At 57.8% G+C, this 22,838-nt stretch carries 18 protein-coding genes and 1 pseudogene; 12 read left to right on the forward strand and 7 right to left on the reverse strand.

Features of this window, described 5'->3' with window-relative positions:
* Window positions 1-279 precede the first annotated feature (279 nt).
* On the forward strand, window positions 280-2,640 hold the full coding sequence (locus THS5294_RS02090) for a flagellar hook-length control protein FliK (RefSeq protein ID WP_072936699.1): 2,361 nt from the start codon (window positions 280-282) through the stop codon (window positions 2,638-2,640).
* Window positions 2,641-2,649: 9 nt separating this feature from the next.
* Window positions 2,650-3,309 (forward strand): flagellar hook capping FlgD N-terminal domain-containing protein, encoded by a 660-nt coding sequence (locus THS5294_RS02095; RefSeq protein ID WP_058122449.1) that lies wholly within the window; start codon window positions 2,650-2,652, stop codon window positions 3,307-3,309.
* Window positions 3,310-3,324: 15 nt separating this feature from the next.
* On the opposite strand, the gene ubiB is transcribed toward THS5294_RS02095, so the two are convergent.
* Complete coding sequence (ubiB, locus tag THS5294_RS02100; RefSeq protein ID WP_058122450.1) at window positions 3,325-4,857, reverse strand: 2-polyprenylphenol 6-hydroxylase; 1,533 nt, start codon at window positions 4,855-4,857, stop codon at window positions 3,325-3,327.
* A 3-nt stretch (window positions 4,858-4,860) separates the two neighbouring features.
* On the reverse strand, window positions 4,861-5,610 hold the full coding sequence (gene ubiE, locus THS5294_RS02105; RefSeq protein ID WP_038007748.1) for a bifunctional demethylmenaquinone methyltransferase/2-methoxy-6-polyprenyl-1,4-benzoquinol methylase UbiE: 750 nt from the start codon (window positions 5,608-5,610) through the stop codon (window positions 4,861-4,863).
* Window positions 5,611-5,687: 77 nt separating this feature from the next.
* Here ubiE and mutM point away from each other — a divergent pair, with 77 nt between their 5' ends.
* The 10 genes and pseudogenes from mutM (at window position 5,688) to THS5294_RS02155 (ending at window position 15,671) form a co-directional block, all read left to right on the forward strand.
* On the forward strand, window positions 5,688-6,542 hold the full coding sequence (mutM, locus tag THS5294_RS02110; RefSeq protein WP_058122451.1) for a bifunctional DNA-formamidopyrimidine glycosylase/DNA-(apurinic or apyrimidinic site) lyase: 855 nt from the start codon (window positions 5,688-5,690) through the stop codon (window positions 6,540-6,542).
* Between the two features lie 66 nt (window positions 6,543-6,608).
* Complete coding sequence (locus THS5294_RS02115) at window positions 6,609-7,385, forward strand: enoyl-CoA hydratase (protein WP_058122452.1); 777 nt, start codon at window positions 6,609-6,611, stop codon at window positions 7,383-7,385.
* Between the two features lie 182 nt (window positions 7,386-7,567).
* The gene (gene rpsT / locus THS5294_RS02120; RefSeq protein WP_038007753.1) at window positions 7,568-7,834 is read left to right on the forward strand and encodes a 30S ribosomal protein S20; all 267 of its coding nucleotides are present in this window, start codon (window positions 7,568-7,570) and stop codon (window positions 7,832-7,834) included.
* Between the two features lie 190 nt (window positions 7,835-8,024).
* Window positions 8,025-8,474 (forward strand): rhodanese-like domain-containing protein, encoded by a 450-nt coding sequence (locus THS5294_RS02125; protein WP_058122453.1) that lies wholly within the window; start codon window positions 8,025-8,027, stop codon window positions 8,472-8,474.
* Between the two features lie 35 nt (window positions 8,475-8,509).
* Entirely contained in the window at window positions 8,510-9,874 is a 1,365-nt protein-coding gene (gene dnaA / locus THS5294_RS02130) for a chromosomal replication initiator protein DnaA (protein WP_038007757.1), read from the forward strand.
* Between the two features lie 72 nt (window positions 9,875-9,946).
* On the forward strand, window positions 9,947-11,065 hold the full coding sequence (gene dnaN, locus THS5294_RS02135) for a DNA polymerase III subunit beta (protein WP_058122454.1): 1,119 nt from the start codon (window positions 9,947-9,949) through the stop codon (window positions 11,063-11,065).
* Between the two features lie 7 nt (window positions 11,066-11,072).
* Window positions 11,073-12,194: a DNA replication/repair protein RecF gene (gene recF / locus THS5294_RS02140; protein WP_058122455.1), complete on the forward strand. Its 1,122-nt coding sequence runs from the start codon at window positions 11,073-11,075 to the stop codon at window positions 12,192-12,194.
* A gap of 125 nt (window positions 12,195-12,319) precedes the next feature.
* Window positions 12,320-12,607, forward strand: a pseudogene (locus THS5294_RS18750) (VOC family protein); the annotation flags it as partial.
* 98 nt (window positions 12,608-12,705) lie between these two features.
* Window positions 12,706-15,120: a DNA topoisomerase (ATP-hydrolyzing) subunit B gene (gene gyrB, locus THS5294_RS02150; RefSeq protein ID WP_058122456.1), complete on the forward strand. Its 2,415-nt coding sequence runs from the start codon at window positions 12,706-12,708 to the stop codon at window positions 15,118-15,120.
* A gap of 131 nt (window positions 15,121-15,251) precedes the next feature.
* Window positions 15,252-15,671, forward strand: coding sequence for a universal stress protein (locus tag THS5294_RS02155; protein WP_058122457.1), 420 nt, complete (start codon window positions 15,252-15,254; stop codon window positions 15,669-15,671).
* Here THS5294_RS02155 and THS5294_RS02160 read toward each other — a convergent pair.
* The 5 genes from THS5294_RS02160 to THS5294_RS02180 are packed head-to-tail and all read right to left on the reverse strand — an operon-like array spanning window position 15,668 to window position 22,775.
* The gene (locus THS5294_RS02160) at window positions 15,668-16,066 is read right to left on the reverse strand and encodes an ACT domain-containing protein (protein WP_058122458.1); all 399 of its coding nucleotides are present in this window, start codon (window positions 16,064-16,066) and stop codon (window positions 15,668-15,670) included. The genes THS5294_RS02155 and THS5294_RS02160 overlap by 4 nt on opposite strands.
* Window positions 16,063-18,141 (reverse strand): hypothetical protein, encoded by a 2,079-nt coding sequence (locus tag THS5294_RS02165; RefSeq protein ID WP_058122459.1) that lies wholly within the window; start codon window positions 18,139-18,141, stop codon window positions 16,063-16,065. The genes THS5294_RS02160 and THS5294_RS02165 overlap by 4 nt, the downstream gene beginning before the upstream one ends.
* A gap of 1 nt (window position 18,142) precedes the next feature.
* Window positions 18,143-20,887, reverse strand: coding sequence for a DUF4159 domain-containing protein (locus THS5294_RS02170; RefSeq protein ID WP_058122460.1), 2,745 nt, complete (start codon window positions 20,885-20,887; stop codon window positions 18,143-18,145).
* Window positions 20,884-21,774 carry a DUF58 domain-containing protein gene (locus tag THS5294_RS02175; RefSeq protein ID WP_058122461.1) on the reverse strand — a complete coding sequence of 297 codons (891 nt, stop codon included), beginning with the start codon at window positions 21,772-21,774 and terminating at the stop codon, window positions 20,884-20,886. The genes THS5294_RS02170 and THS5294_RS02175 overlap by 4 nt, the downstream gene beginning before the upstream one ends.
* Complete coding sequence (locus THS5294_RS02180) at window positions 21,771-22,775, reverse strand: AAA family ATPase (protein ID WP_058122462.1); 1,005 nt, start codon at window positions 22,773-22,775, stop codon at window positions 21,771-21,773. The genes THS5294_RS02175 and THS5294_RS02180 overlap by 4 nt, the downstream gene beginning before the upstream one ends.
* Between the last annotated feature and the right edge of the window lie 63 nt (window positions 22,776-22,838).

A 22,838-nucleotide genomic window follows, 5' to 3' on the forward strand; every position in this document is an offset into this window, starting at 1 on the left:
CCACGCTGGCTTCACGTAGTGAATCCCCTCATGATGGGATTTGTGCAACAAAGCCCATTTCAGTAAGAAACGTTGTTTCTAGATCGATAGCGAGTGCGCGAAGCTTTTCGGTCTGTGTGGGGTGACCTTGAGGCGTAATAAGAGATGTGCCTAAAGGGTTCATGGTTATTGCTCCAATTGAAGTGATTTTGATCACATTGACTGCTTTGAGTAAATAAATCGGTAACTACCGGCAGTTAAAAGCGATCTCATCCGGAAGAAATCCGCATTGGAGAGAGCATGGTCGATCTCAACTTAAATCCGTCCCTCAGTTCTGGGCGAAGCGCCGTAGCGACAGGGCGCATGGTTGCACCTGAGTTGAAAAGTGAGTTCGATGCCGCTTTGACAAACGCGGGTGATACCCAAGCCGTGGGCACTGTTTCACGTGATCCAGCCATTGCCCCAAGTTCGAATGCCTTGGAAAGGGATGAATTCGTAGGGTTGGATAAGCGACAAGAAGGCGAGTTACCTACTGGTTCGTCAGATATGGCATTCATCACAAATTCCACGCATGAGAAGATGGAAGGGCTAACTCTTGGGGGGGCGCTTCACGGAACTCCACACATATCAATTGCGGATTTCAATGAGATGGATGTGTCGCCAAAGGATTCATCACTTGAGGCGGTGGCCGCGACAGGCTTTGAGAATGAACAGGCAATGGATGATGGCGTCGATGAGGGGCGCTTCGAGCCGCAGGCAGCAGTGCTCGAGCCATTGTTGAAGCCCACGCAGGTAAGCGTTCAGGCGGCGAGCATTGGAGCAAACTCTCAGGGCGCCAATATTGATAGTGATGCAGATCGCGACGTAGTGGTGACGGTTCCTAACGAAGCTGCTGCACAGGTTACGGGAAAAGGTGAAAAACTTGGCGTATATCCCGACACTGACATTCAACGTAGTGTTGATGGCGGTGCGCTTGATGCGAAACGCTCGGGATCAAAGCTATCCTTACTTGAAACAAGGGCACTGACCGCGGCAGTGGCCGGAAGTAATGCCTCTTTTGGTCAAAAAACACTGATGAGCGTCTCGGTTGAACGCGAATTAGGGGTGGCCGGTTTTGCAGTGACTGGGAACAGTGTGAATAGTGTAGGGCTTGCAGATAGCAGAGCTACTATTGAACAAGTGTTGGCTGCGGGCAAACAAGGTTCGACTGTCGAGGCGAAAAGTCTTGCGCCCCCTTCATTAGTGATACCTTCCGAATCGCCCAAGATCACACAACCAATTTCTCCACGTCTTGAAATGCAGGGAGCTTTGGCTAATCGAGTTGACCATACAAAGATTGTGGGTGCTGATCAGGGTTACGCCGGCTCGGTGTCGAATACTAAAGGCGAACCAATCGCTATGGCGGGTTCCAGGGGTGAAACCAACGCTCCCCCAGGCCGTTCGCTTTTGACGGCACCATCGTCGTTTCACCCCACTGTTCCAATTAATGATGGTGATACGCAAAGATCCGTAAAAGTCGGGCAATATGCCGGTCAAATAGACGGGCAGGCCACGAGACCCTCGCAAGGTTCCTTACCTAATCAAGGGATAGCGGAGAGTGGGCTGCAGCTAACCAAGCTCCCTTCCTCGCCAAAGTCGGCCCCGATATTGGACATTTCGGTGCAACTGGTCGGCCCTGCTGAGATTAAATCAGACAAAGCTACGGCATCGATCGAAAAGCAGATGGGTATCGGCTCATCTGTCGCCGCTAGTTCCGAGTCTTCAATGTTGATGCAGTCTGTGCCAGACGGCGTGATGTCCAAGATGGTGGACATGGATCACATTGGTAATGCTGATCGACCTGCACTGCCCAAACCTGTTGTGCCTGACATTGACATCCGAGCCGGACGGGCCGCTAGCATTAAAGATGATCCAGCTGTTTCTGGAGCCAAAAAGCTACAGCCAGAAGCCATTTCAACGGTACCAGCTCCACCACAAGACCCCAAGATTTCACCTACGACTACATTGGATCCAACATACGACGTGAGAGAAATGGGGCCAGCGGCGCCCGTTGGAATAAATCAGACCACAAGCATGATGCCGGTGGCCGTTGCTCAAGTCGCCCCGATGGTGGAGCGAAGCCTAAGGGATACGGGCCGAGCCGATGGAGACTTGCTTATCGCGACGCAAGTCTCAAGCGAGGTCCAGAGTAGTTTTTCACGCAGCCCTGAATCAATTTCTCGCAACCCTGCCACGCCTCTTCCGCAGGAAGTTTTGAAGATCGCAGAACAACTGCGTGCTGGTGCCCGAATGGATAGGTATCCGCTCGAGATTGCACTGGATCCGCCAGAACTAGGGCAGGTGCGGATGGTTCTTCAAACGAGTGAAGCAACGACAACGCTCCTCATTATTGCAGATCGGCCCGAAACCGCTGAACTCATGCGCCGGCACGCAAACTTCTTGCATGAGGCCTTTGCGGAAGAAGGAAGGGGTGATCTTAACCTGCAGTTTGGTACGTCTTCGGACGCTCAACAGGACGCTTCTCAAGGGAAGAACGGATCGAGCCATGCCGCGCAGGAAGAGGCAGTAGTCGATATCTCCCCTAATGCGCTTCCCGCGGGTCCATCAACGGCAGCCCGTTCAAATTCAAGCACGCCGAATGAGCTCAATCTGACATTTTAGGAGGCCGCTATGATTATCGGTGACACGACCCAATCCATTCCAAAAACGCAGATATCAAATACTGATGAAAGCAATGGTCTTGCCTCAGACTTTGATACCTTTCTGCAGCTGCTTACGGCTCAGATTCGGAATCAGGACCCGCTCAACCCAGCCGACTCGACTGAGTTTGTCGCACAGCTGGCAACGTTCTCGAACGTGGAGCAAGCGGTGCAAACAAATGATCTTCTAAAGGAAATGTCGGCACAAATGTCGTTACAGAACATGAGTGAAATGTCCTCGTGGGTCGGCATGGAGGCGCGAGCGGTGATGCCGGTGCCCGTGGATGGTACCGACAAGACACTTATTTTGAACACGCCAGTGGTTGCAGATGCTGCCGAGATCGTTGTTAGAAATACAGCGGGGCAAGAGGTTCAGCGCATTGCGATTGATCCTGACGTCGCGCAAGTCACATGGTCTGGACGATCTCCGACCGGAGAGCAGCTTCCCGAAGACATCTACAATCTTGAGATTGAGAGCTTCAGCAGTGGAAGTTTGCTTGGTGTTTCTGATGTAGAGACATTCGCTCAAGTCAGGGAAGCGGCGCTGATCGATGGGCAAGTTCTTTTGCGTTTCCCAGGCGATATTGGGATGCCGAGTTCGTCGGTCCTTGGGGTTCGGAACGCTCCGTGATTGACGGTATGGGCCTCAAAAAAGAACAGCTCCGATGACGCCTCCGATACTGGCTGTCGCTGCACCGATCGCGAACCAAGCAACAGAGCCGATACCCTGACCGGCCGTGGTCTCCGGTTGGGCTTGGGTTTGAGATGTGAACAGCCGCTCGGTAATGGTGGGCAATTGCGGGCCAAATCTCGCAAGAACACGGGCCGTTTTGAACAGATCCCGGGCAAAGGCGCGGGGGCCAAGACTTTCGCGGATATAGTCTTCGACTACAGGCTGAGCGACCTGCCAGATATTCATGTTTGGGTTCAATGTGCGCGCAACGCCCTCCACAACGACCATTGTGCGCTGAAGCAGGATCAGCTCGGTACGGGTTTCCATTCCAAAAGTCTCGGTGACTTCGAATAGAAAACTCAACAATCGTCCCATTGAGATTCGGCTGGCATCCATACCAAATATTGGTTCGCCAACGGACCGAAGCGCTTGAGCAAACTCATCCACGTCGCGATCTGCGGGAACGTATCCGGCCTCGAAATGTACCTCTGCAACGCGCCGGTAATCCTTGCGAATGAAACCAATCAGAATCTCGGCATAGACACGGCGTGTGTATTCATCCAGCCGCCCCATGATGCCAAAGTCGAGGGCAATAATCGTGCTATCAGCCCCAACCCGAAGATTGCCTTGGTGCATATCCGCATGGAAATAACCGTCGCGGAGGGCGTGGCTAAGGAACAGTTGCAGCACCTTGTCCGCGAGCGCCACGCGATCATGTCCAGCAGCATCCAGTGCATCGATATCGGCAAATTGAATGCCTTCGACCCATTCCATCGTCATAATGCCGCGGCTGGACAGGGACCATTCGACCTTGGGAACAGCGAAGCCCTCATCCCCGGCGGTGGTGGCGGCAAATTCCGCGGCTGCGGCGGTTTCGATCCTTAGGTCAAGCTCCCGCAAAACTGTGGCTTCAAAGTGTGCAATCACATCGCGGGGGCGCAGCCGCCTTGATGCTGGGGATAGAAATTCGATCAACCCTGCCGCAAAGTAGAACGCATCGATATCCTTGCGAAACGCGCGTTCGATGCCCGGCCGCAAAACTTTGATTGCGACCTCTTCGCCTGTATCAGCCAACCGGGCTTTGTGGACCTGAGCGATAGAGGCTGCAGCAACAGGCTCGGACAGTTCTGAAAAAACCGCATCAACGGGTTTGCCAATTTCCCTGGCAATTGTTTGGCGTGCTTGCTCCATCGGGAACGGTGGCAGCTTGTCCTGTAGCACGCGCAGCTGTGTCGCGAGTTCCACTCCAACAAAGTCTGGACGCGTCGATAAAATTTGACCAAATTTTATATAGCTGGGGCCAAGCGCTGTAATTGCGCGCGTGACTGGCGGTAGCGCTGGGTCACCGCGCAGGCCAAGCCATTTAAACGGCCACCCCAAGACGTGCGCCGCGATGCGCAACGGCCGTGGCGCATCAATCGCTTTAAGGACCACGCCCATGGCGCCCGTACGTTCAAATGTGGCGCCCGTGCGGATCAGGCGCCAAATGTTGTGAGGACCGCGCATTGGCTACAGCTTCCAACCCGAGTGCAGCGCCGCGACGCCAAATGTCAGATTGCGATACTTAACGTTATCAAAACCCGCGCGGCGGATCATGCCGGCAAAGGTGTCTTGATCGGGAAACTGGCGGATAGATTCGACTAAGTACTGATAGCTTTCGCTATCGCCAGCAATCATCTGGCCCATGCGTGGGATCACGTTGAACGAGTAAAGGTCATACGCCTTTTGCATCATAGGGTTGGGCAGTTGGCTGAATTCTAGCACCATCAAACGCCCACCGGGCCGCAGCACACGGTACGCTTCTGACAACGCGTCGGGGATGCGCGTGACGTTTCGAATGCCAAAGCTGATCGTGTAGACGTCGAAACTGTTATCTTCAAAAGGTAGGGCCATTGCGTCGCCGACAATCCATTCCAGGCTATCGTCTAGGCTGGCAGCTTCTGCGCGTTTGCGGCCTTCGATCAGCATGCTTTCGGTCATGTCGCACACAACGGCTTCGGCACCCGGTGCACGGCGCAGGAATTTGAAGGCCACGTCACCCGTGCCGCCAGCAACATCCAGCAACCGCTGATTGGCGCGCGGGGTTAACCAATCCATCATCGCATCTTTCCAGACGCGGTGGATCCCAACGCTCATCACATCGTTCATAATGTCATATTTTGACGCAACGTTCGAAAAGACGCCGTGGACCATGCCCGCTTTTTCTGTTTCGTCGACGGTCTGAAATCCGAAATGCGTTTTATTTTGTGTTTCGTCCATGCCTTCGGCCTTTCAAGCTTGCAGATCGCTCTGTCTGCCCTTTCTTATAGGTCGCCACGCCACAGGGGGAAGCCCGTATGCCAGAACTGCCCGAAGTAGAGACAGTCCGTCGCGGATTGCTGCCCGTAATGGAGGGGGCCGTGATCGCGCGGGCCGAAGTGCGGCGGCCAGATTTGCGTTGGCCATTTCCAGAGCAGATGGCCGAGCGATTGACCGGCGCGCGTGTGACGCGTTTGGCACGGCGATCGAAATATATCCTTGCTGAGCTTAATACAGGTGAGACGCTGATCATCCATCTGGGCATGTCTGGTCGGATGTTGATCGCCGGTGCTCCGACACCGGGCGTGTTTCATCACGAAGAGGTGGTTCCACAAAAACACGATCACGTAGTCCTGCACATGGATAACGGCGCAACGATCACATTTAACGATGCGCGCAGGTTTGGGGCGATGGATTTGGCTCCGACCGATGGCATTGATCGCCACTGGCTGATTGAAAAGTTAGGACCAGAGCCGCTGGGTAACGCGTTTAGCGAAACCTATCTGGCAGAGGCATTGTCGGGCAAAAACACACCGATCAAATCCGCGCTGTTGGACCAGCGGATCGTAAGTGGTTTGGGCAATATATATGTTTGCGAAGTGCTGTTTCGCGCACGGCTCAGCCCAACCCGCAAGGCCGGCAAGATTGCACGCGCACGCACGAGCGCCTTGGTGCCCATCGTACGTGAAGTCCTAAGCGATGCTATTGAGGCCGGAGGGTCATCCTTGCGCGATTATCGCCAAGCGGATGGTGAATTGGGTTACTTTCAGCACCGTTTCCAGGTCTATGATCGTGAGGGCGAAGCCTGTGTAACGCCCGATTGTAGCGGCACAATCAATCGAATCACTCAATCCGGCCGCTCAACTTTCTACTGCCCACAATGCCAAAGATAGCTTGAACCTTGGGGCGTGACGGGCCAATGTCCGGCTTCAAAATGGATCACTAGGGACCTTGCTCACATGGCCTATGACACACTTATCGTCGACGTAGAGGACCACGTGGCCCTCATTCGGTTGAACCGACCCGAGGCGATGAATGCCCTGAATCAAGCTCTTTTGGCGGATCTGGCGAAGGCCTTTAAATCTGCGCAGGAAAACGACAAGGTGCGGTGCATCGTGTTGACTGGCTCCGATAAAGTGTTCGCAGCGGGCGCCGATATCACCGAAATGGCCGACAAGAATTTTGTTGAGGTGTTCGCCTCCGACATGTTCGGCCATGAGGTCGATCCAATGGCCAAGTGCCGCAAGCCAATTATTGCGGCCGTCGCGGGCTACGCGCTGGGCGGCGGGTGCGAATTGGCGATGATGTGCGACTTTATCATTGCTGCGGATACCGCGAAGTTTGGACAACCCGAAATCAATCTTGGTGTTGTTGCAGGCCTTGGTGGCACGCAGCGGCTGACCCGCGCAGTGGGCAAATCCAAATCGATGGACATGCACCTAACCGGTCGCTTCATGGATGCCGAAGAAGCAGAGCGTTCTGGGTTGGTAAGCCGTGTGGTGCCCGCCAAAAAGCTGATCGAAGAAACGCTCGCAGCGGCGCAAAAGATCGCGCAAAAAAGCCAGCTTACGGCGATGGCGGTCAAGGAAGCGGTCAACCGGGCGGACGAAGTCTCGCTACAAGAGGGTCTGCTGTTCGAACGTCGGCTCTTTCACATGCTGTTCGCGACTGAGGATCAGTCCGAGGGTATGGCTGCATTCGTTGAAAAGCGCGAAGCTCAGTTCCGCGACAAGTAAGACACCGTGCAATAGGGGCTTGGCAAGGCGCGGCCAGTGCCCTAAACACCGCGCCAGACATGCGTGTGAGGCTCGCTTAGCCAGATTCGTCCGGTACCAAGCCCGGAGACCGGGTTTGCCCCTTGCACTTAAATTTGCGCCCAACGCACATGCAGCGGGCCCCGGAACAAGGATCAAACACCATGGCAAATTCGCCCCAAGCTAAAAAACGCGCCCGTCAGAATGAGCGTCGCTTTGCAGTAAACAAAGCCCGTCGTTCGCGCATCCGGACGTTCCTGCGCAAAGTTGAAGAGGCGATCGCCTCCGGTGACCAAGATGCCGCAAAAGCTGCGCTGCAAGCTGCTCAGCCCGAAATTATGCGCGGCGTGACAAAAGGCGTCTTCCACAAAAACACAGCCTCGCGCAAAGTTTCGCGTCTGTCTTCCCGTGTGAAGTCCATGGGCGCCTAAGTCCCAAAAATATACAGCTTACAAGACGCGTCCCTTTGGGGGCGCGTTTTGCGTTTGGGGTGTGACATTTCTCGGCCTCATTAGATTCTTTTTCAGAGACTCCGCTGTCAATATCATTGTTCCATTGATGGAGCCTTTGCGCACTTGCTATCACATTCCAGCGAGTCACATCGCACCTTAGGGGATTGGTATGAGTAAGAGCGGATCGACGCTGGTGTCTGAGATTTTACCTCAGGCAGCATGGGAAATATTGTCTAACGACAGCCGCGCACTCATGATCGATGTCCGGACCCGTCCCGAATGGGGATTTGTGGGCGGTCCAGACCTGTCGGAAGTTGAGCAAACGGTCACGCAGATCGAATGGCTCGCTTATCCAGATATGTCCCCTAATCCTGCGTTCGTTCGGACGTTCATGGACAGCATCGGTGGAAATGTTCCATCGCACCTGCTGTTTATCTGTCGGTCCGGCGCAAGATCACTGAGCGCGGCATATGCCGTGGCCGACGCCCTGTCTGCTGAGGGTTTAGACGTGCCATGCATCAATGTCGTGAACGGGTTTGAGGGAGATTGTGACGCACAAGGTCGGCGCGGGGCGCTCAATGGCTGGAAAGCCAGTGGGTTACCGTGGCGGCAAACATAGATGCGACGACAGTCCGAGTTGGGAAAAGAGGCACAATGACAAATGATACCTGGGGGGCGGTGCGCGATCAGATTCGCAAATCGGTTGGGAACAATAACTACACTGCCTGGATTGAGCCTCTTGGGTTTGAACGCCTTGACGGAAGCGTCTTGCGCCTTGTCGCGCCGACCAATTTCATTGGGTCTTGGGTCACCCAAAACTACTCCGACGTGATTTTGCGCCATTGCACCGCAGCTGGTGTGCGCGCTGATCGTCTTGAGTGCATCGTGGCCAATACGGCTGCGGCACCTGCGCCCAAGGCTGCGGTCACGCCTGCGCCTGTCGCTGCACGCAAACCTGCCGTGGCTGTCAACGCCGACCTTCCGGGCGCGGCGCTCGATCCGCGCTTTACGTTTGATGCGTTTGTCGTGGGCAAGCCCAACGAACTGGCCCATGCCTCGGCCCGTCGTGTGGCTGCCGGCAATGCCGTCGGATTTAACCCGCTGTTTTTGTATGGTGGCGTAGGCTTGGGTAAAACCCACCTCATGCAGGCCATCGCGTGGGAACTTCAGGCCAGCCAACCGCACCTGCGCGTGCTTTATCTGTCGGCTGAGCAGTTCATGTACCGCTTTATCCAAGCGTTGCGCGAAAAGGACACGATCAGCTTCAAACAGCTGTTCCGTTCTGTTGATGTGTTGATGGTGGACGATGTCCAGTTCATTGCGGGCAAAGAAAGCACGCAGGACGAATTCTTCCACACGTTCAATGCTCTGATTGACCAAGGCAAACAGATCGTTATTTCGGCTGATCGTTCGCCTGCAGATATCACTGATCTAGAAGAGCGCATTCGTTCGCGCCTCCAATCCGGTCTGGTCGTAGACCTGCACCCCGCCGACTTTGAACTGCGCCTTGGTGTGTTGCAGCACAAGATGGCGCAATTCCGGGCGCAAAACCCAGACTTGGCCGTAGCTCCCGGCGTCCTCGAATTTCTTGCTGACCGTATTTCGAGCAACATCCGTGTGCTTGAAGGGGCCGTGACTCGGCTTTTCGCGTTCTCGACGCTGGTTGGCGGAGAAATCACGCTGGATCGGGCGCAAGATTGTCTTGCCGATATTCTGCGCGCCTCTGAGCGTAAGCTGACCATCGATGAGATCATGAAAAAAGTCTGTGAGCATTATAATCTGCGGATGTCCGATATGGTTTCTGCGCGCCGCACGCGTTCTATCGCGCGGCCGCGCCAAATGGCGATGTACCTCGCAAAGAAGCTCACGCCTCGTAGCTACCCCGAGATTGGCCGCAAATTTGGTGGGCGTGACCACACAACTGTGTTGCACGGTGTCCGCAAGATTGAGGAATTGATCACTCAAGACTCGCAAGTTGCCGAAGATGCCTTGCTTTTAGAGCGGAAACTCGAAAGTTAACCTCTTAAAAGGCATTGAACCTGCTGGGGCTTTGTCTACTGTCAAAGCCCCACAGCCTACGAGGGATGGATTATGAAATTCAGCATCGAACGCGCCGCACTCCTAAAAGCGGTCAGCCAGGCGCAGTCCGTGGTCGAACGGCGCAACACCATCCCAATTCTTGCGAACGTGTTGATGGAAGCGGCTGACGCAGAGGTTAGCTTTCGCGCGACCGACCTTGATATCGAAGTTGTCGACAAGACACCGGCTCAGGTTGAGCGCGCTGGCGCGACGACCGTCTCCGCTGTGATCCTGAATGAGATCGTACGCAAACTGCCCGATGGCGCTTTGGTGCAACTATCCGAAGAACCTGCAACCGGCCGTTTGACCGTGAGCGCGGGTCGCTCGCACTTTAGCCTCGCAACCCTTCCGAAGGAGGACTTCCCCGTGATGGCCTCCTCTGAGTATGCGAGTAACTTTAGCTGCAAGGCCCCTGCTCTGCGCCGCCTGTTCGACAAATCGAAGTTCGCGATCTCTACCGAAGAGACACGCTATTATCTGAACGGCGTGTATATGCATGTGGCTGATGCCGAGGGCGGCAAAGTGCTGCGCTGTGTGGCGACGGATGGTCACCGTTTGGCCCGTGTTGACGCCGACCTCCCCGAGGGGGCTGAGACATTGCCCGGCGTTATCGTGCCCCGCAAAACGGTTGGCGAAATGCGCAAACTGCTCGACGATGATGAGGCGACCATTGCGGTCTCTGTCTCCGAGACGAAAGTCCGTTTCGCAACACCGGGGATCACCCTGACCTCCAAGGTGATTGACGGGACGTTCCCCGACTACACCCGCGTTATCCCTACGGGTAACACCCGCAAGCTTGAGGTGGATGCCGCCGAATTCGCAAGCGCGGTTGATCGTGTGGCGACAGTCTCCTCTGAGCGTTCGCGCGCCGTGAAGCTGCAACTTGACGAAGACCGCTTGGTGCTGTCCGTCAATGCGCCCGATAGCGGTGCCGCTGAAGAAGAGCTTGCTGTGGCCTATGGCGATGAGCGGTTGGAGATCGGCTTCAACGCCAAGTACCTTCTTGAAATCGCAAGCCAAGTTGATCGTGAGAATGCGGTGTTCTTGTTCAACTCCTCCGGCGACCCGACCTTGATGCGTGAGGGGAATGATACCTCTGCGGTCTACGTGGTCATGCCGATGCGGGTGTGAGACCCGATTGGTTCGACCGTCGCGCCACATCATCACATCTCTGCGCCTGTCGCACTTTAGGTCTCATCATCAAGTCCAGATAGGGCTTGATGGCAGGCCTGTCGTCCTGTTCGGGGCGAATGGTGCGGGCAAAACCAACATCCTTGAAGCGGTATCACTTTTGTCGCCTGGGCGTGGTTTGCGCCGCGCCCTTGCGGAGGATTTGATCCGTCGGCCTGAAGCGATTGGTTGGAAAATTGCGGCACAGGTGTCGACGGATGCGCAGGTCTATGAAGTTGATCTTCAGGCTGAGCCTGGCCAACCAAGGCAAACCCGGATTGACGGCAAACAGTTGCCGCAAACGGCATTGGCGCGATTGGTGCGTGTGCTGTGGTTGATCCCTGCGATGGACCGTCTGTGGATCGAGGGGGCAGAGGGGCGTCGTAGGTTCTTGGACCGTGCCACCATGAGCTTTACCCCCGATCACGCCGAAATTACGCTGGCTTACGAAAAGGCTATGCGCGACCGCAATCGCCTGCTCAAGGACGGTGTGCGCGATGCCCATTGGTATGCCGCACTCGAAAGCCAGATGGCGCGCTTTGGAGCGGAGATCTCGCTCAACCGGCGCAACGCGCTTGAGGTGTTGCAGGACGCGCAGCAAAGCACGGTTGCAGATTTCCCTACGGGGGCCTTGTCGATTTCGTTGCCTGATGGCGCTGTTGCCCCTGAAAACCCGGATGATCTACGCGCGGCCCTAGCGGAAAGCCGCCCGCGCGACATGGCGGCTGGGCGTACGCTTGTGGGGCCGCACCGCGTTGATCTTGAGGCAATCTTTGTCCGCAAAGACGTACCCGCCAAGCACTGCTCCACCGGAGAGCAGAAAGCGCTTCTGATCTCGCTGATCCTTGCGAATGCCCGTGCCCTTCATGCCACGACCGGGGCAGCGCCCGTGTTGCTGTTGGATGAGGTTGCCGCACATTTGGATGCAGAGCGCCGCAAAGCCCTGTATGATGAGATTACAGCACTGGGCGCGCAGGCCTTCTTGACCGGAACGGACCGCAATTTGTTTACGGACTTTGGGTCCCGCGCCGCGGTGTATCAGGTGGCCGAAACACAGGCCGCCTCGCTCGTTGAGGAGGCGACACTATGATTGGCAATCGCATCTCTTTGATCACACTAGGCGTGTGTGATCTGGAACGCTCGCTCGCGTACTACAGCGCCGTGGGCTTTGAGCCGGAAACTGTTCTAGAGTAAACCGCCTTTTTCGACCTTGGTGGCGCAAAATTTGGTCTCTATCTGCGCGATGACCTTGCACATGAACAAGGGCGTGCGCCTGAGGAATGTGGTGTTGGCTCTTCAAGCTTGGCGCAAAACCAGCTGAGCGAAGCAGAAGTGGACGCCGCGGTTAAACGCGCGCTTGCCGCCGGAGCAACGCTTTTGCGGGCCCCAGAAAAGATGTTTTGGGGCGGATATTCTGGCTATGTTGCGGACCCCGATGGTCACGCGTGGGAGTATTCCTTCAACCCATTTTGGCCTTTGGATTCAGATGGTCGGATCGCCTAAGCGGGACGTCACCACAAACCGCTAAATGTGGGGGTCTGCGCGTGACAAGGGTAGGGTAAACCGCTATAAGTTGCGGACCAAACAAGAGGTCTGTCCACATGGCTGACGCCACTCAGACGCCGGAAACATACGGCGCCGATTCTATCAAAGTTCTCAAAGGCTTGGAGGCTGTGCGTAAGCGGCCCGGCATGTACATCGGGGATACCGATGATGGCTCCGGTCTGCACCACATGGTCTACGAGGTGGTGGACAACGGGATCGATGAGGCGCTGGCCGGACATGCGACCCACGTAAGTGTTAAAATCCACGCCGACAGCAGTGTTTCTGTGCGCGACAACGGCCGGGGCATTCCGGTGGGTTTGCACGAAGAAGAAGGCGTCTCTGCGGCCGAGGTCATCATGACCCAGCTGCACGCGGGCGGTAAATTCGACAGCAATTCCTACAAGGTGTCGGGTGGTCTGCACGGCGTGGGCGTGTCGGTTGTGAACGCGCTTTCGGATTGGCTGGAGCTGCGCGTTTGGCGTGAAGGCAAAGAGCATATTGCGCGCTTTGAGCATGGCGACACCGCCGAGCATCTCAAGGTCGTCTCCGAGACTGAGGAAACCGGCACTGAGGTGCGGTTCCTTGCCTCGCTCCAGACGTTCTCGAACCTCGAATACAATTTCAAAACGCTGGAAAACCGCCTGCGCGAGCTTGCGTTTCTGAACTCTGGCGTTCGGATTATTCTTGAGGATGAACGCCCCGCTGAGCCGCTTCGGACCGAGCTGTTCTATGAGGGCGGCGTGCAGGAATTCGTGCGCTATCTGGATCGTTCAAAAACCAGCGGTATGGCGGACCCGATCTTTATCACCGGGGAAAAAGACGACATCGGGATTGAGGTCGCGATGTGGTGGAACGACAGCTACCATGAGACGGTTCTGCCCTTCACCAACAACATTCCTCAGCGCGATGGCGGCACCCACCTTGCGGGTCTGCGCGGCGCACTGACACGGACCATCAACGCCTATGCGCAATCCTCCGGGATCGCCAAGCGTGAGAAGGTGAATTTCACCGGGGATGACGCACGTGAGGGTTTGACCTGTGTGCTGTCCGTAAAAGTGCCTGATCCGAAATTTTCGAGCCAAACCAAGGACAAGCTGGTCTCGTCCGAGGTGCGTCCGGCGGTCGAAGGCCTTATGAATGAGAAGCTGTCGGAGTGGTTCGAAGAGCACCCGAATGAGGCCAAAACGATCGTTTCCAAGATCATTGAAGCCGCGTTGGCCCGTGAAGCGGCGCGCAAAGCCCGTGAACTGACGCGCCGTAAAACCGCGATGGATGTGGCTTCGTTGCCGGGTAAACTGGCTGACTGTCAGGAAAAAGACCCTGCGAACTCTGAGATTTTCTTGGTCGAGGGTGACAGTGCTGGCGGGTCCGCCAAGCAGGGTCGCTCACGGCGCAATCAGGCAGTTCTGCCCTTGCGTGGTAAAATCCTGAACGTGGAACGCGCGCGTTTCGACCGGATGCTCGGCAGCCAAGAAATCGGCACGCTGATCACCGCTTTGGGCACCGGGATCGGCCGTGACGAGTTCAACATCGACAAGCTGCGCTACCACAAGATCGTCATCATGACCGACGCGGACGTTGACGGCGCGCACATTCGGACGCTTTTGCTCACGTTCTTCTTCCGCCAGATGCCTGAAATCATTGAAGGCGGATACCTCTATATCGCGCAGCCGCCGCTCTATAAGGTGTCGCGCGGGAAGTCCGAAGTTTACCTCAAGGACCAAGCGGGTTTGGATGATTATCTGGTGGCTCAGGGCCTTGACGGAATGGTTCTGCGCCTGCCCTCCGGTGAGGAATTGGCGGGCCAAGACCTTGCACGAGTTGTAGAAGGTGCGCGTAGCTTCAAGCGGATTTTGGACGCGTTCCCAACGCATTACCCCCGTCGTATTCTGGAACAAGCCGCTATTGCTGGTGCCTTTGATCCTGGCAAGGCGGACGCTGATTTGCAGTCTGTCGCGGATGCAGTCGCCAAGCGTCTGGATCTTGTTGCTTTGGAATACGAGCGCGGGTGGACGGGCCGGATTACACAAGATCACGGCATCCGCTTGGCACGCGTTTTGCGCGGCGTCGAGGAGGTGCGGACACTTGACGGTGCTGTGCTCCGCTCAGGTGAGGCGCGCAAGCTGGCCGATGTCGCTGAGCGCACACGCGAGGTCTACAATGACCCCGCGCGTTTGCAGCGCAAGGAGCGTGAAACGATCATCCATGGCCCGCAGGAATTGCTGGCAGCCGTGTTGGCCGAAGGCGAAAAAGGCCTGTCATTGCAGCGCTATAAGGGCTTAGGTGAGATGAACCCAGACCAATTGTGGGAAACCACGTTGGACCCTGATGCGCGTACGCTCTTGCAGGTCAAGATTGAAGATCTTGCCGAGGCGGATGATGTTTTCACAAAGCTGATGGGCGATGTGGTGGAACCCCGCCGCGCCTTCATTCAGGAAAACGCGCTAAGCGTGGAAAACCTCGATTTCTAAAACAAACGGTGCGCCGGGACAAAGATGACCCAGCGCACCGACATCCCTCCCGGATCTCAATCCTCGCAGAATGCTCAAAAAACGGCTGATGTTTGAGGATACCACTGGCTGGCTAATTGGGAGAGGCTTGAATGTTCAAAACAGTCTTGATCGCCGTTGATGTCTCTGAAGAGGCAGAAACCCAACGCATTTTGTCCGCAGCCAAGGCCCTGACAGCAGACTGGGACTGCGCCTTGCATGTCATCAACGTTGTGCCCTCCGTCGGGATGGCGGTTGTTGGCTCTTTTTTATCCGACGACTTTGAGGCGCGCAGCAAAGAGGCCGCGCATGTCCAGTTGATGGAGGCAATCGCCGACGCCAACTTGAACGCGCGCACCCATGTTTTGACCGGCAAAGTATATGACATGATCCTAACGGAGGCTGAGGCCTTGGGCGCAGACCTCATCTTGGTCGGATCACATCAACCAGAGCTGCAGGATTTCTTGCTGGGGGCCAACGCCGCGCGGATTGTGCGGCACGCCAAGGCATCGGTGCTGGTCCTGCGCGATTAGCTATCGGCCGCCAATTGGGCTAATATGGCCATTGCATCATCTGCACGGTCTTCGGGCACAAAGAGGTGGTCGTGATAGAACCCCGACACCGGGTTAACCCCCATGCGGGCCTTGGCGAGTACCGTTGTGATCCGGGCCAAAAACCCGACCGCATCCAAGGCTGAGTGAATGTTCAACGTGATCATTCGGCACGGAAATTCATAACTCCACCCAAGCGCTTCCGCCTCGTCACGCAGGACGATGAATGTAGTGCCCTCAGATTCTTGGAAGACCATACGCGGGACAAGATCGGGTGGGATGCCTTGCCCCGGTCGAGACACGAAAACGTAGGTATCAGGCTGAAGCACTGCATTTAGGCTCCGCAAAAGCGTCACTAGATCATGTTCACCGCTCATGCGCTTTTGCGTCCTTCCCGTAACCAAGCAAACACAGTCAACAGTGCTGCCAGCATCAAAAACAGCCATGGCGGCACCAGCGATGTAATCCGTAGGCTGTTGGTCTGAAAGGCTTCGCGTGGGGTCAATCCAACCCAGCCACGTCCTGTTGCGGTTCGGCCTTCGCGCACGGTGCGTAGGTCCGGTGTGCCGTCCTCCAACAATGCTGCACCGCCTCTGCGGGCCGCAAGCACGTTTGCGATCGGAGCAGCACTTGCGATTGTGTCCACAAATTCGCGCGGAGCGGCAGGGCCGAGGGCAAACACAGTCTCTTGGTCGCCTTCGCTCAGCCGATACAGACCTTGCTGCGTGCCCGTGAATTCGGCAACGAAACGGCCCGGTGTGTCTTCGTTCAGAGTGAGTGCGAATTCCGTTCCATCGGGGCGCGTGATAACCACCGTTTCTGGTGTCCCGCTCAGGGTGCGCCGCGTGATCGTGACGACCTGTCCAACGGCCGATGCGGTCAGGGCCTCTTCCTCCAACTCTGGCTCTTTCATCATCCAATGGGCAAGGCGACGCAGCAGTTCCAACTGCGGACCGCCGCCCTCAAACCCGCGATCCCAAAGCCATACGTGATCAGAGGCCAATAGCGCGACACGACCTTCGCCCACGCGGTCCAGCACCAACAGCGGCGCGTTATTGGGCCCTTCCATGACGGTTTGCGCGTTGGGTTCTGTGCGCAGTTCGGTCATCCGGAACCAACGACCCCAAGGGGCCGTGCCGTCGGTATCCGCGCTCCCCGGTCCATAGGCTTCTAGGCCTTGTGTGACTGGGTGGCGGCTGCCCATTTCGGTGATTGCGGGGGCAAACCCCTGTTCCACCACACGGGCCGTTGGGGCCGCGGGCATGATATCTTCTAGCGGCGATCTATAAAGGCTATCGGCCGAAGCGAAATCCGGCCCTGCGGCGACTAAAACTGCCCCACCTCGCGCCACGTAATCCGCCACATTCGCGAGGTAGAGCGGCGAAAGGATCCCGCGACGTCGGTAGCGATCAAAGATGATGAGATCGAATTCGTCGATTTTTTCGAGGAACAACTCCCGCGTCGGAAAGGCAATGAGCGAGAGTTCCGTCACCGGCACACCGTCCTGTTTGCCGGGGGGGCGCAGAATTGTAAAATGCACAAGATCAACGGCTGAATCCGCCTTCAACAGATTGCGCCATGTCCGTTGGCCTGGATGGGGCTGACCAGACACCAACAAAACGCGCAGGCGATCACGGACGCCGTTGATCTGGACTACGGCGCTGTTGTTGCGGGTCGTCAATTCGCCCTCCGCCTCGGGCAGGGTGAATTGCAGGATATTCATGCCGCCATGGGGTAGGACCAAAGGCACCTCTAGGTCCCGACCCAAGGGGATGTCGAATGTCCGGGGCGCATCGCCGTCGATTGAGATTTGCACCGGTGTGCTGATCGCGCCGGCAGGGGCCGCACCCAGATCATCAGCCCGCAGTGTGATGGTGAACTCTTCATCCAAAATCGCAAATGCGGGTGCGTTGCGCACGCTTAGGCGACGGTCCCAATCGGTGCTGCGTCCGGTTTGCAGCAGGTGCGTGGGCGCGGGGATGTCGGGTGCTAGTTCTGCGTCATGGATTTGTCCGTCGGACAGGATCAAAGCACCGGCAACGCGGGCGCGTGGGGTCTCTGCTAACAGGTTACCAAGGGCCGCCATCACGCGTGTACCAGCGTTGTTTTCCCCGTCACCAATACGCACGACGCGGGCATCCATGCCCAACTCGGTGATCCGATCAAGCGTGTCCTCAAGGGCGGCTTCGGTCTGCGCGCGACGGTCGCCCAAACCTTGGCTCGCGCTTTCGTCCACCGCGATCAACACGATGTCAGACAGGGGGCTGCGGTCCTCGGTTTGGAGCGACGGGTTGGCCAGTGCTAGCACCAACGCGGAGGCGGCCAACAATCGAAGCCACCATCCGGGCAATCGACGCGCCGCGCACAGCGCGCACAAGGCGGCCATCATCAGGGCGATGCCTGCCAATAGGGTGAGTGGGATCAGCGGGTCAAAAAGCACAGATTGCGTCATGTCATTGCCCCAACCGATCCAACAGCGCGGGCACATGGACTTGGTCCGATTTGTAGTTGCCCGAGAGCACGTGCATCACAAGATTGATCCCAAACCGATAGGCGATCTCGCGTTGGCGTTCGCCCGCAAAGCCGCGCCCGACGGGAAACAGATGCTGACCGTTTGCGTTGGTGGCCCACGCCGCCGCCCAATCGTTGCCTCCAATCAAAACAGGTGTCACCCCGTCGTTCAGGGTGCGAAACGGGATGCCCTCGACCTCTTCGGCGTCAGGTGCGGCCTCGACCCAAACGTCGCGCGATGCGTGTCGTCCGGGAAAGTCCTGTAGCAGGTAAAACGTACGCGTCAGAACGTGATCCGCGGGCAGTGGTTCCAGCGGCGGAATGTCCAGCGGTTGTGCGATGGCCTGTAGGCGGCGGGCATTCGGGCTGGTCCCGCCAAAGCGACTGACGTCGGCGTCACGCGTATCGAATACGATCATCCCACCACCGCGCAAATAGCGGTTGAGCGCGCTGTAGGCGGCATCACTTGGGATCTGCTGGCGCTCTGTAATTGGCCAGTAAAGCATAGGAAAAAGGCTCAGCTCATCGCGCTCAATATCAACGCCAAGGGGCGATTCTGGCTCAACCGATGTGCGCCGTGTCAGGGCTGCGGACAGCCCTGCAAGACCCGCTTCAGACACATCATCCATCCGCGCATCGCCGGTGATGACATAGCCAAGGCGAATGTCGGTGCTTGCTAATAGCGCAAGGGCCTCATCCGTCGCCGAATTGTTTTGAGCGTGGGCAGGCGGGATCGGCATCAGCATAATTGCCAATCCGGCTATCAATGGCATCGCACCGCGCAGTCGCCCGCCCAGCCACAAGGACGCCACAGCGTCGATCGCCAGAAGGAACAATGCAAGGGTCAGGAACAAGGGCATGAGCAGCAATTCCGGTTGGGTGGCGACGCCCTCTACGGGTAAGTTCAACGGCCATTCCGCAAGCGTGAGCGTGTCATCAGCCCCCAAAACATTCAGCGCCACGCGCCGTTCAAGCCCGGCATAAAGCCCTGGGGGCAGTTCGGGACCCAGCAGGCCTTCGGCCAAGACCGTTCCGCTGACACCGGCAAAGCGCGCCGCATCTTGGGGCAGACCAAAACCGTCCAACACCACCGATGGCACCCATGTCACATCGGCCAAATCCTCTGCCTCGGGGGTTGCGGGGCGGGTTGAGATTGCGAGGCGTTCGAGCATCTGCACAAACAGTCCCGACAAGGGCAGGTTTGACCATTCTGCGTTGGCTGTGACGTGGAACAGCACGACTTGGCCCTGTCCCATCACTTTGCGTGTCACCAAGGGTGTGCCGTCCGCGAGCGCCGCGATAGAGCGTTCGGCCAAGGTCGGGTCCGGCTGCGCCATAACTTGGCTGGCGACGGTGACATCGGGCGGCACGGGTAGGCCAAAAAAGGGTGACGTATCGGCAAAGGGGCGTAGGGTCTTTGGTTCACCCCAGCTGAGCGCGCCGCCGATTGTGCGGCCACCGGTGCGCAGGCGCACTGGCATCAGGGGGTCCTCTTCAGCGCGGCTCACGTCGGATCCGGCCAGTCGAGGCCCGGCAAAGCGTACGAGCAGTCCGCCGTTTTCGACCCATTCCGTCACGGCCCCTGTCTCGGATGCGGTGAACTGTGCGACATCTGCCAAGACCAGCACATCAGGATTGGCCAGCAACATGTCGTCAAGCGCGCCTTCGATTAGGTCGGCGGTCGGGGCCAATGCGCGGTTCAGATAATAAAGCGGTGAGAGCAGGTCTTGGGTTTCGGCGTCTGCCTCGGCGGTCAAAAGTGCGACCTCGCGTCTTTGCAGCGCATCGTCCGTCAGGCTGACCGCCCCGGCGGAGCGTTGGCCACCGATTTCAAACCTCTGCACGCGGTTGCGCAACTCCGGCGGGAGGGAGAGGTCTAGCGTTGCAGTGTCTTCGCCATCTGCAAAGCTAAGCATGCCAGTGGCCAGCGTTGTGACAATGCCGTCCGGACCCGGCCCAATTGCGTTAAGCGGATAGTCGGCGGCCACCCGGGCGCGGGCCGCACGCATCGCCGTCAGAGTGATGATCCCATCGGCATAGCTGGGCGGGATTAGCCCTAGTACCGGCTGTGGACTTTGGATCACGCGCGACGGGGCCATGGCTGCAATCGCCGCGTCCCTGTCGCGGGCAAGACCATCGCTGAACCAAACGACTTCGCCTATGCCCTCAAGCCCGGACGCCCAGTCGGCAACCGCCGCGTAATCTGGGGCGTAGGGCGCGGGGCGTAGACCGGCCAGTTCGGGCAGCCAGTCGCGCGGCGCGCGGAATTCGGGCGGTGTGAGAGGGCCTGTCAGAGGCTGGATCGCAACGGTGCGTTCGGCCCGCGCGGCCTCCGTCAGGATTTCGCCCAAGCGTTCTATGCGGGCTGGCCAGTCGCGGGCCGAGGCCCAGCTTGCGTCCATCACGATCAACATTGGGCCTGAGCCCTCAGCCGGTGTGCGTGGGTTCAAAACGGGCCCCGCAAAGCCCACGATGACGGCGGCCACTGCAAGCGTGCGCAGTACCAATAGCCACCAGGGGGTTTTGTCCGTTTCGGCGTCGTCGTCACGCAGGCCCAGCAATAGGGCCACGCCCGGAAAGCGGCGTTTTGTGGGCGCTGGAGGGACTGCGCGCAGCAGCCACCACAGGATCGGCAGTGCCAGAAGAGCCAGCAATAAAAGGGGGGCTGCGAAGGACAAACCGCTCATCTCGCACGCTCCAACGCGGCATAGAGCCATAGAAGTGCAGGCTCAGCGGAGCCATCCGTGTGATGACAGTAATAACGCCAGCCAGTCCGCGCGCACAGGGTTTGAAGGGCGGCTTTGCGGGCGGCTAGTCGATCAAGGTATGCGTCGCGCAGGGTCTTTGCGCGCATGGTTTCAAATTCGACCGCGCCGGTCATGGATTGAAATACGGTTCGCCCATCGAAGGGAAAGCTTTCTTCGGTGGGGTCGAGAACATGGACAATCGTCCCTTTCACGCCGCGGTCCGCCGCGGTGGTAAGGGCCGTCTCGGTCGCCGTGATGTCGCCCATAAAGTCAGAGAAAAACACGCCGCGCGATCCGTTAGGCAGGACCTGGGGGCGCGGGGCACCATAATCGGCGGTCTCGCTTGGGTCCATCAGGGCGCGCGCCATGTTGAGCAGCTGCGCTTTGCCCGAGCGGGGCGGTTCCGGCAGGTTCATCAAGCCGATCCGCTCGCCCGCGCGTTGGGCCAGAATCGCAATCGCCATGCCAAGGGTCTGTGCGCGTCGCAGTTTTGAGGGGCGGTCTTTGTGTCCCGAGTATGTCATGGACCCGGCGGCATCTACCCAGAGCATGACCGATTGTGCGGCCTGCCATTCGGTTTCGCGCACGTAGTGCCCGTCGCTGCGGCCAGATTGGCGCCAATCGATTTGGCGGCGGGAATCGCCCGGTTGCGCGGGGCGATACTGCCAAAAATTGTCGCCCTGACCGGCTCGTTTACGCCCATGCTCCCCCAATAGGACCGTGGCGGCAAGGTGCTGTGCGTCCGCTAACAGGGCGGGCAGATAGGCCGAAACCTCCTCGGAACGAGCACGTAGCGTATCGGGGGTATGGAGCGTTGTGTCGCTCACGCGGCGGCGTCCACATGGGTGACGGTTGCGGTGACCTCGCGGATAACATCCGCCAAAACACGCCCCTCGGCGCGGGCCGCAAAGCTAAGCGCCATGCGGTGCGACAACACGGGCATCGCAAGGGCGGCCACATCCTCGGGCGAGGGGGCAAGACGACCATCCATCAGTGCCCAGGCCCGTGATGTCAGCATCAGGGCTTGTGCTGCGCGTGGGCCGGGGCCCCATGCGACAGTGTCGCGCACAATGGCTGGTGCTTCGGGCGCATCGGGGCGGCAGGCACGGACCAGATCAAGGATCATGTCGACGGTTGCGTCGCCAACGGGCATGCGCCGAATAATACCTTGAGCGTCAATCAACGCCTCGGGTGTGAACACTTGTGTGGGTTTGGCCTGCTGCGTGCCAGTTGTGGCCAGCAGGATGTCACGTTCGGTGTCGCGATCCGGATAGGGCACGTCGATCTGCACAAGAAAACGGTCCAATTGCGCCTCGGGCAGGGGGTAGGTGCCTTCTTGCTCAATCGGGTTTTGGGTGGCCAACACGTGAAAAGGCGCGGGCAGTTTACGGGTTTGGCCCGCAACGGTGACCTCACGCTCCTGCATGGCTTGTAGCAGTGCCGATTGTGTCCGAGGCGAGGCGCGGTTGATTTCATCGGCCATGAGAAGCTGGGCAAAAATCGGCCCTTCGATATAGCGAAACGCACGGCTGCCGTCGGGCGCAGTTTCCAGCACCTCAGAGCCAAGGATATCGCCCGGCATCAGATCAGGTGTGAACTGGATGCGGTTGCCGTTTAGGCCCATCACCGTAGACAGCGTTTCGACCAAAAGCGTTTTGCCCAGACCCGGCAGCCCCATTAACAGCGCGTGCCCCCCCGACAGCATCGCCGAAAGCGACAGCCCGACAACAGTGTCCTGACCAATAATCGTGCCGGCGATCTCGGATCGGGCCTCTCGCAGTTTGTCGCCGAGTGCGTCAATTTCCTTGATCATGGCGTCATCAGACATAGGCTCTCTCCATGCGGGCGTTTACAGGCGTCAGTATGCAGATATGACGAATGGGCTGAATGG

Source organism: Thalassobacter stenotrophicus (assembly GCF_001458315.1).
Lineage (GTDB): Bacteria > Pseudomonadota > Alphaproteobacteria > Rhodobacterales > Rhodobacteraceae > Thalassobacter > Thalassobacter stenotrophicus.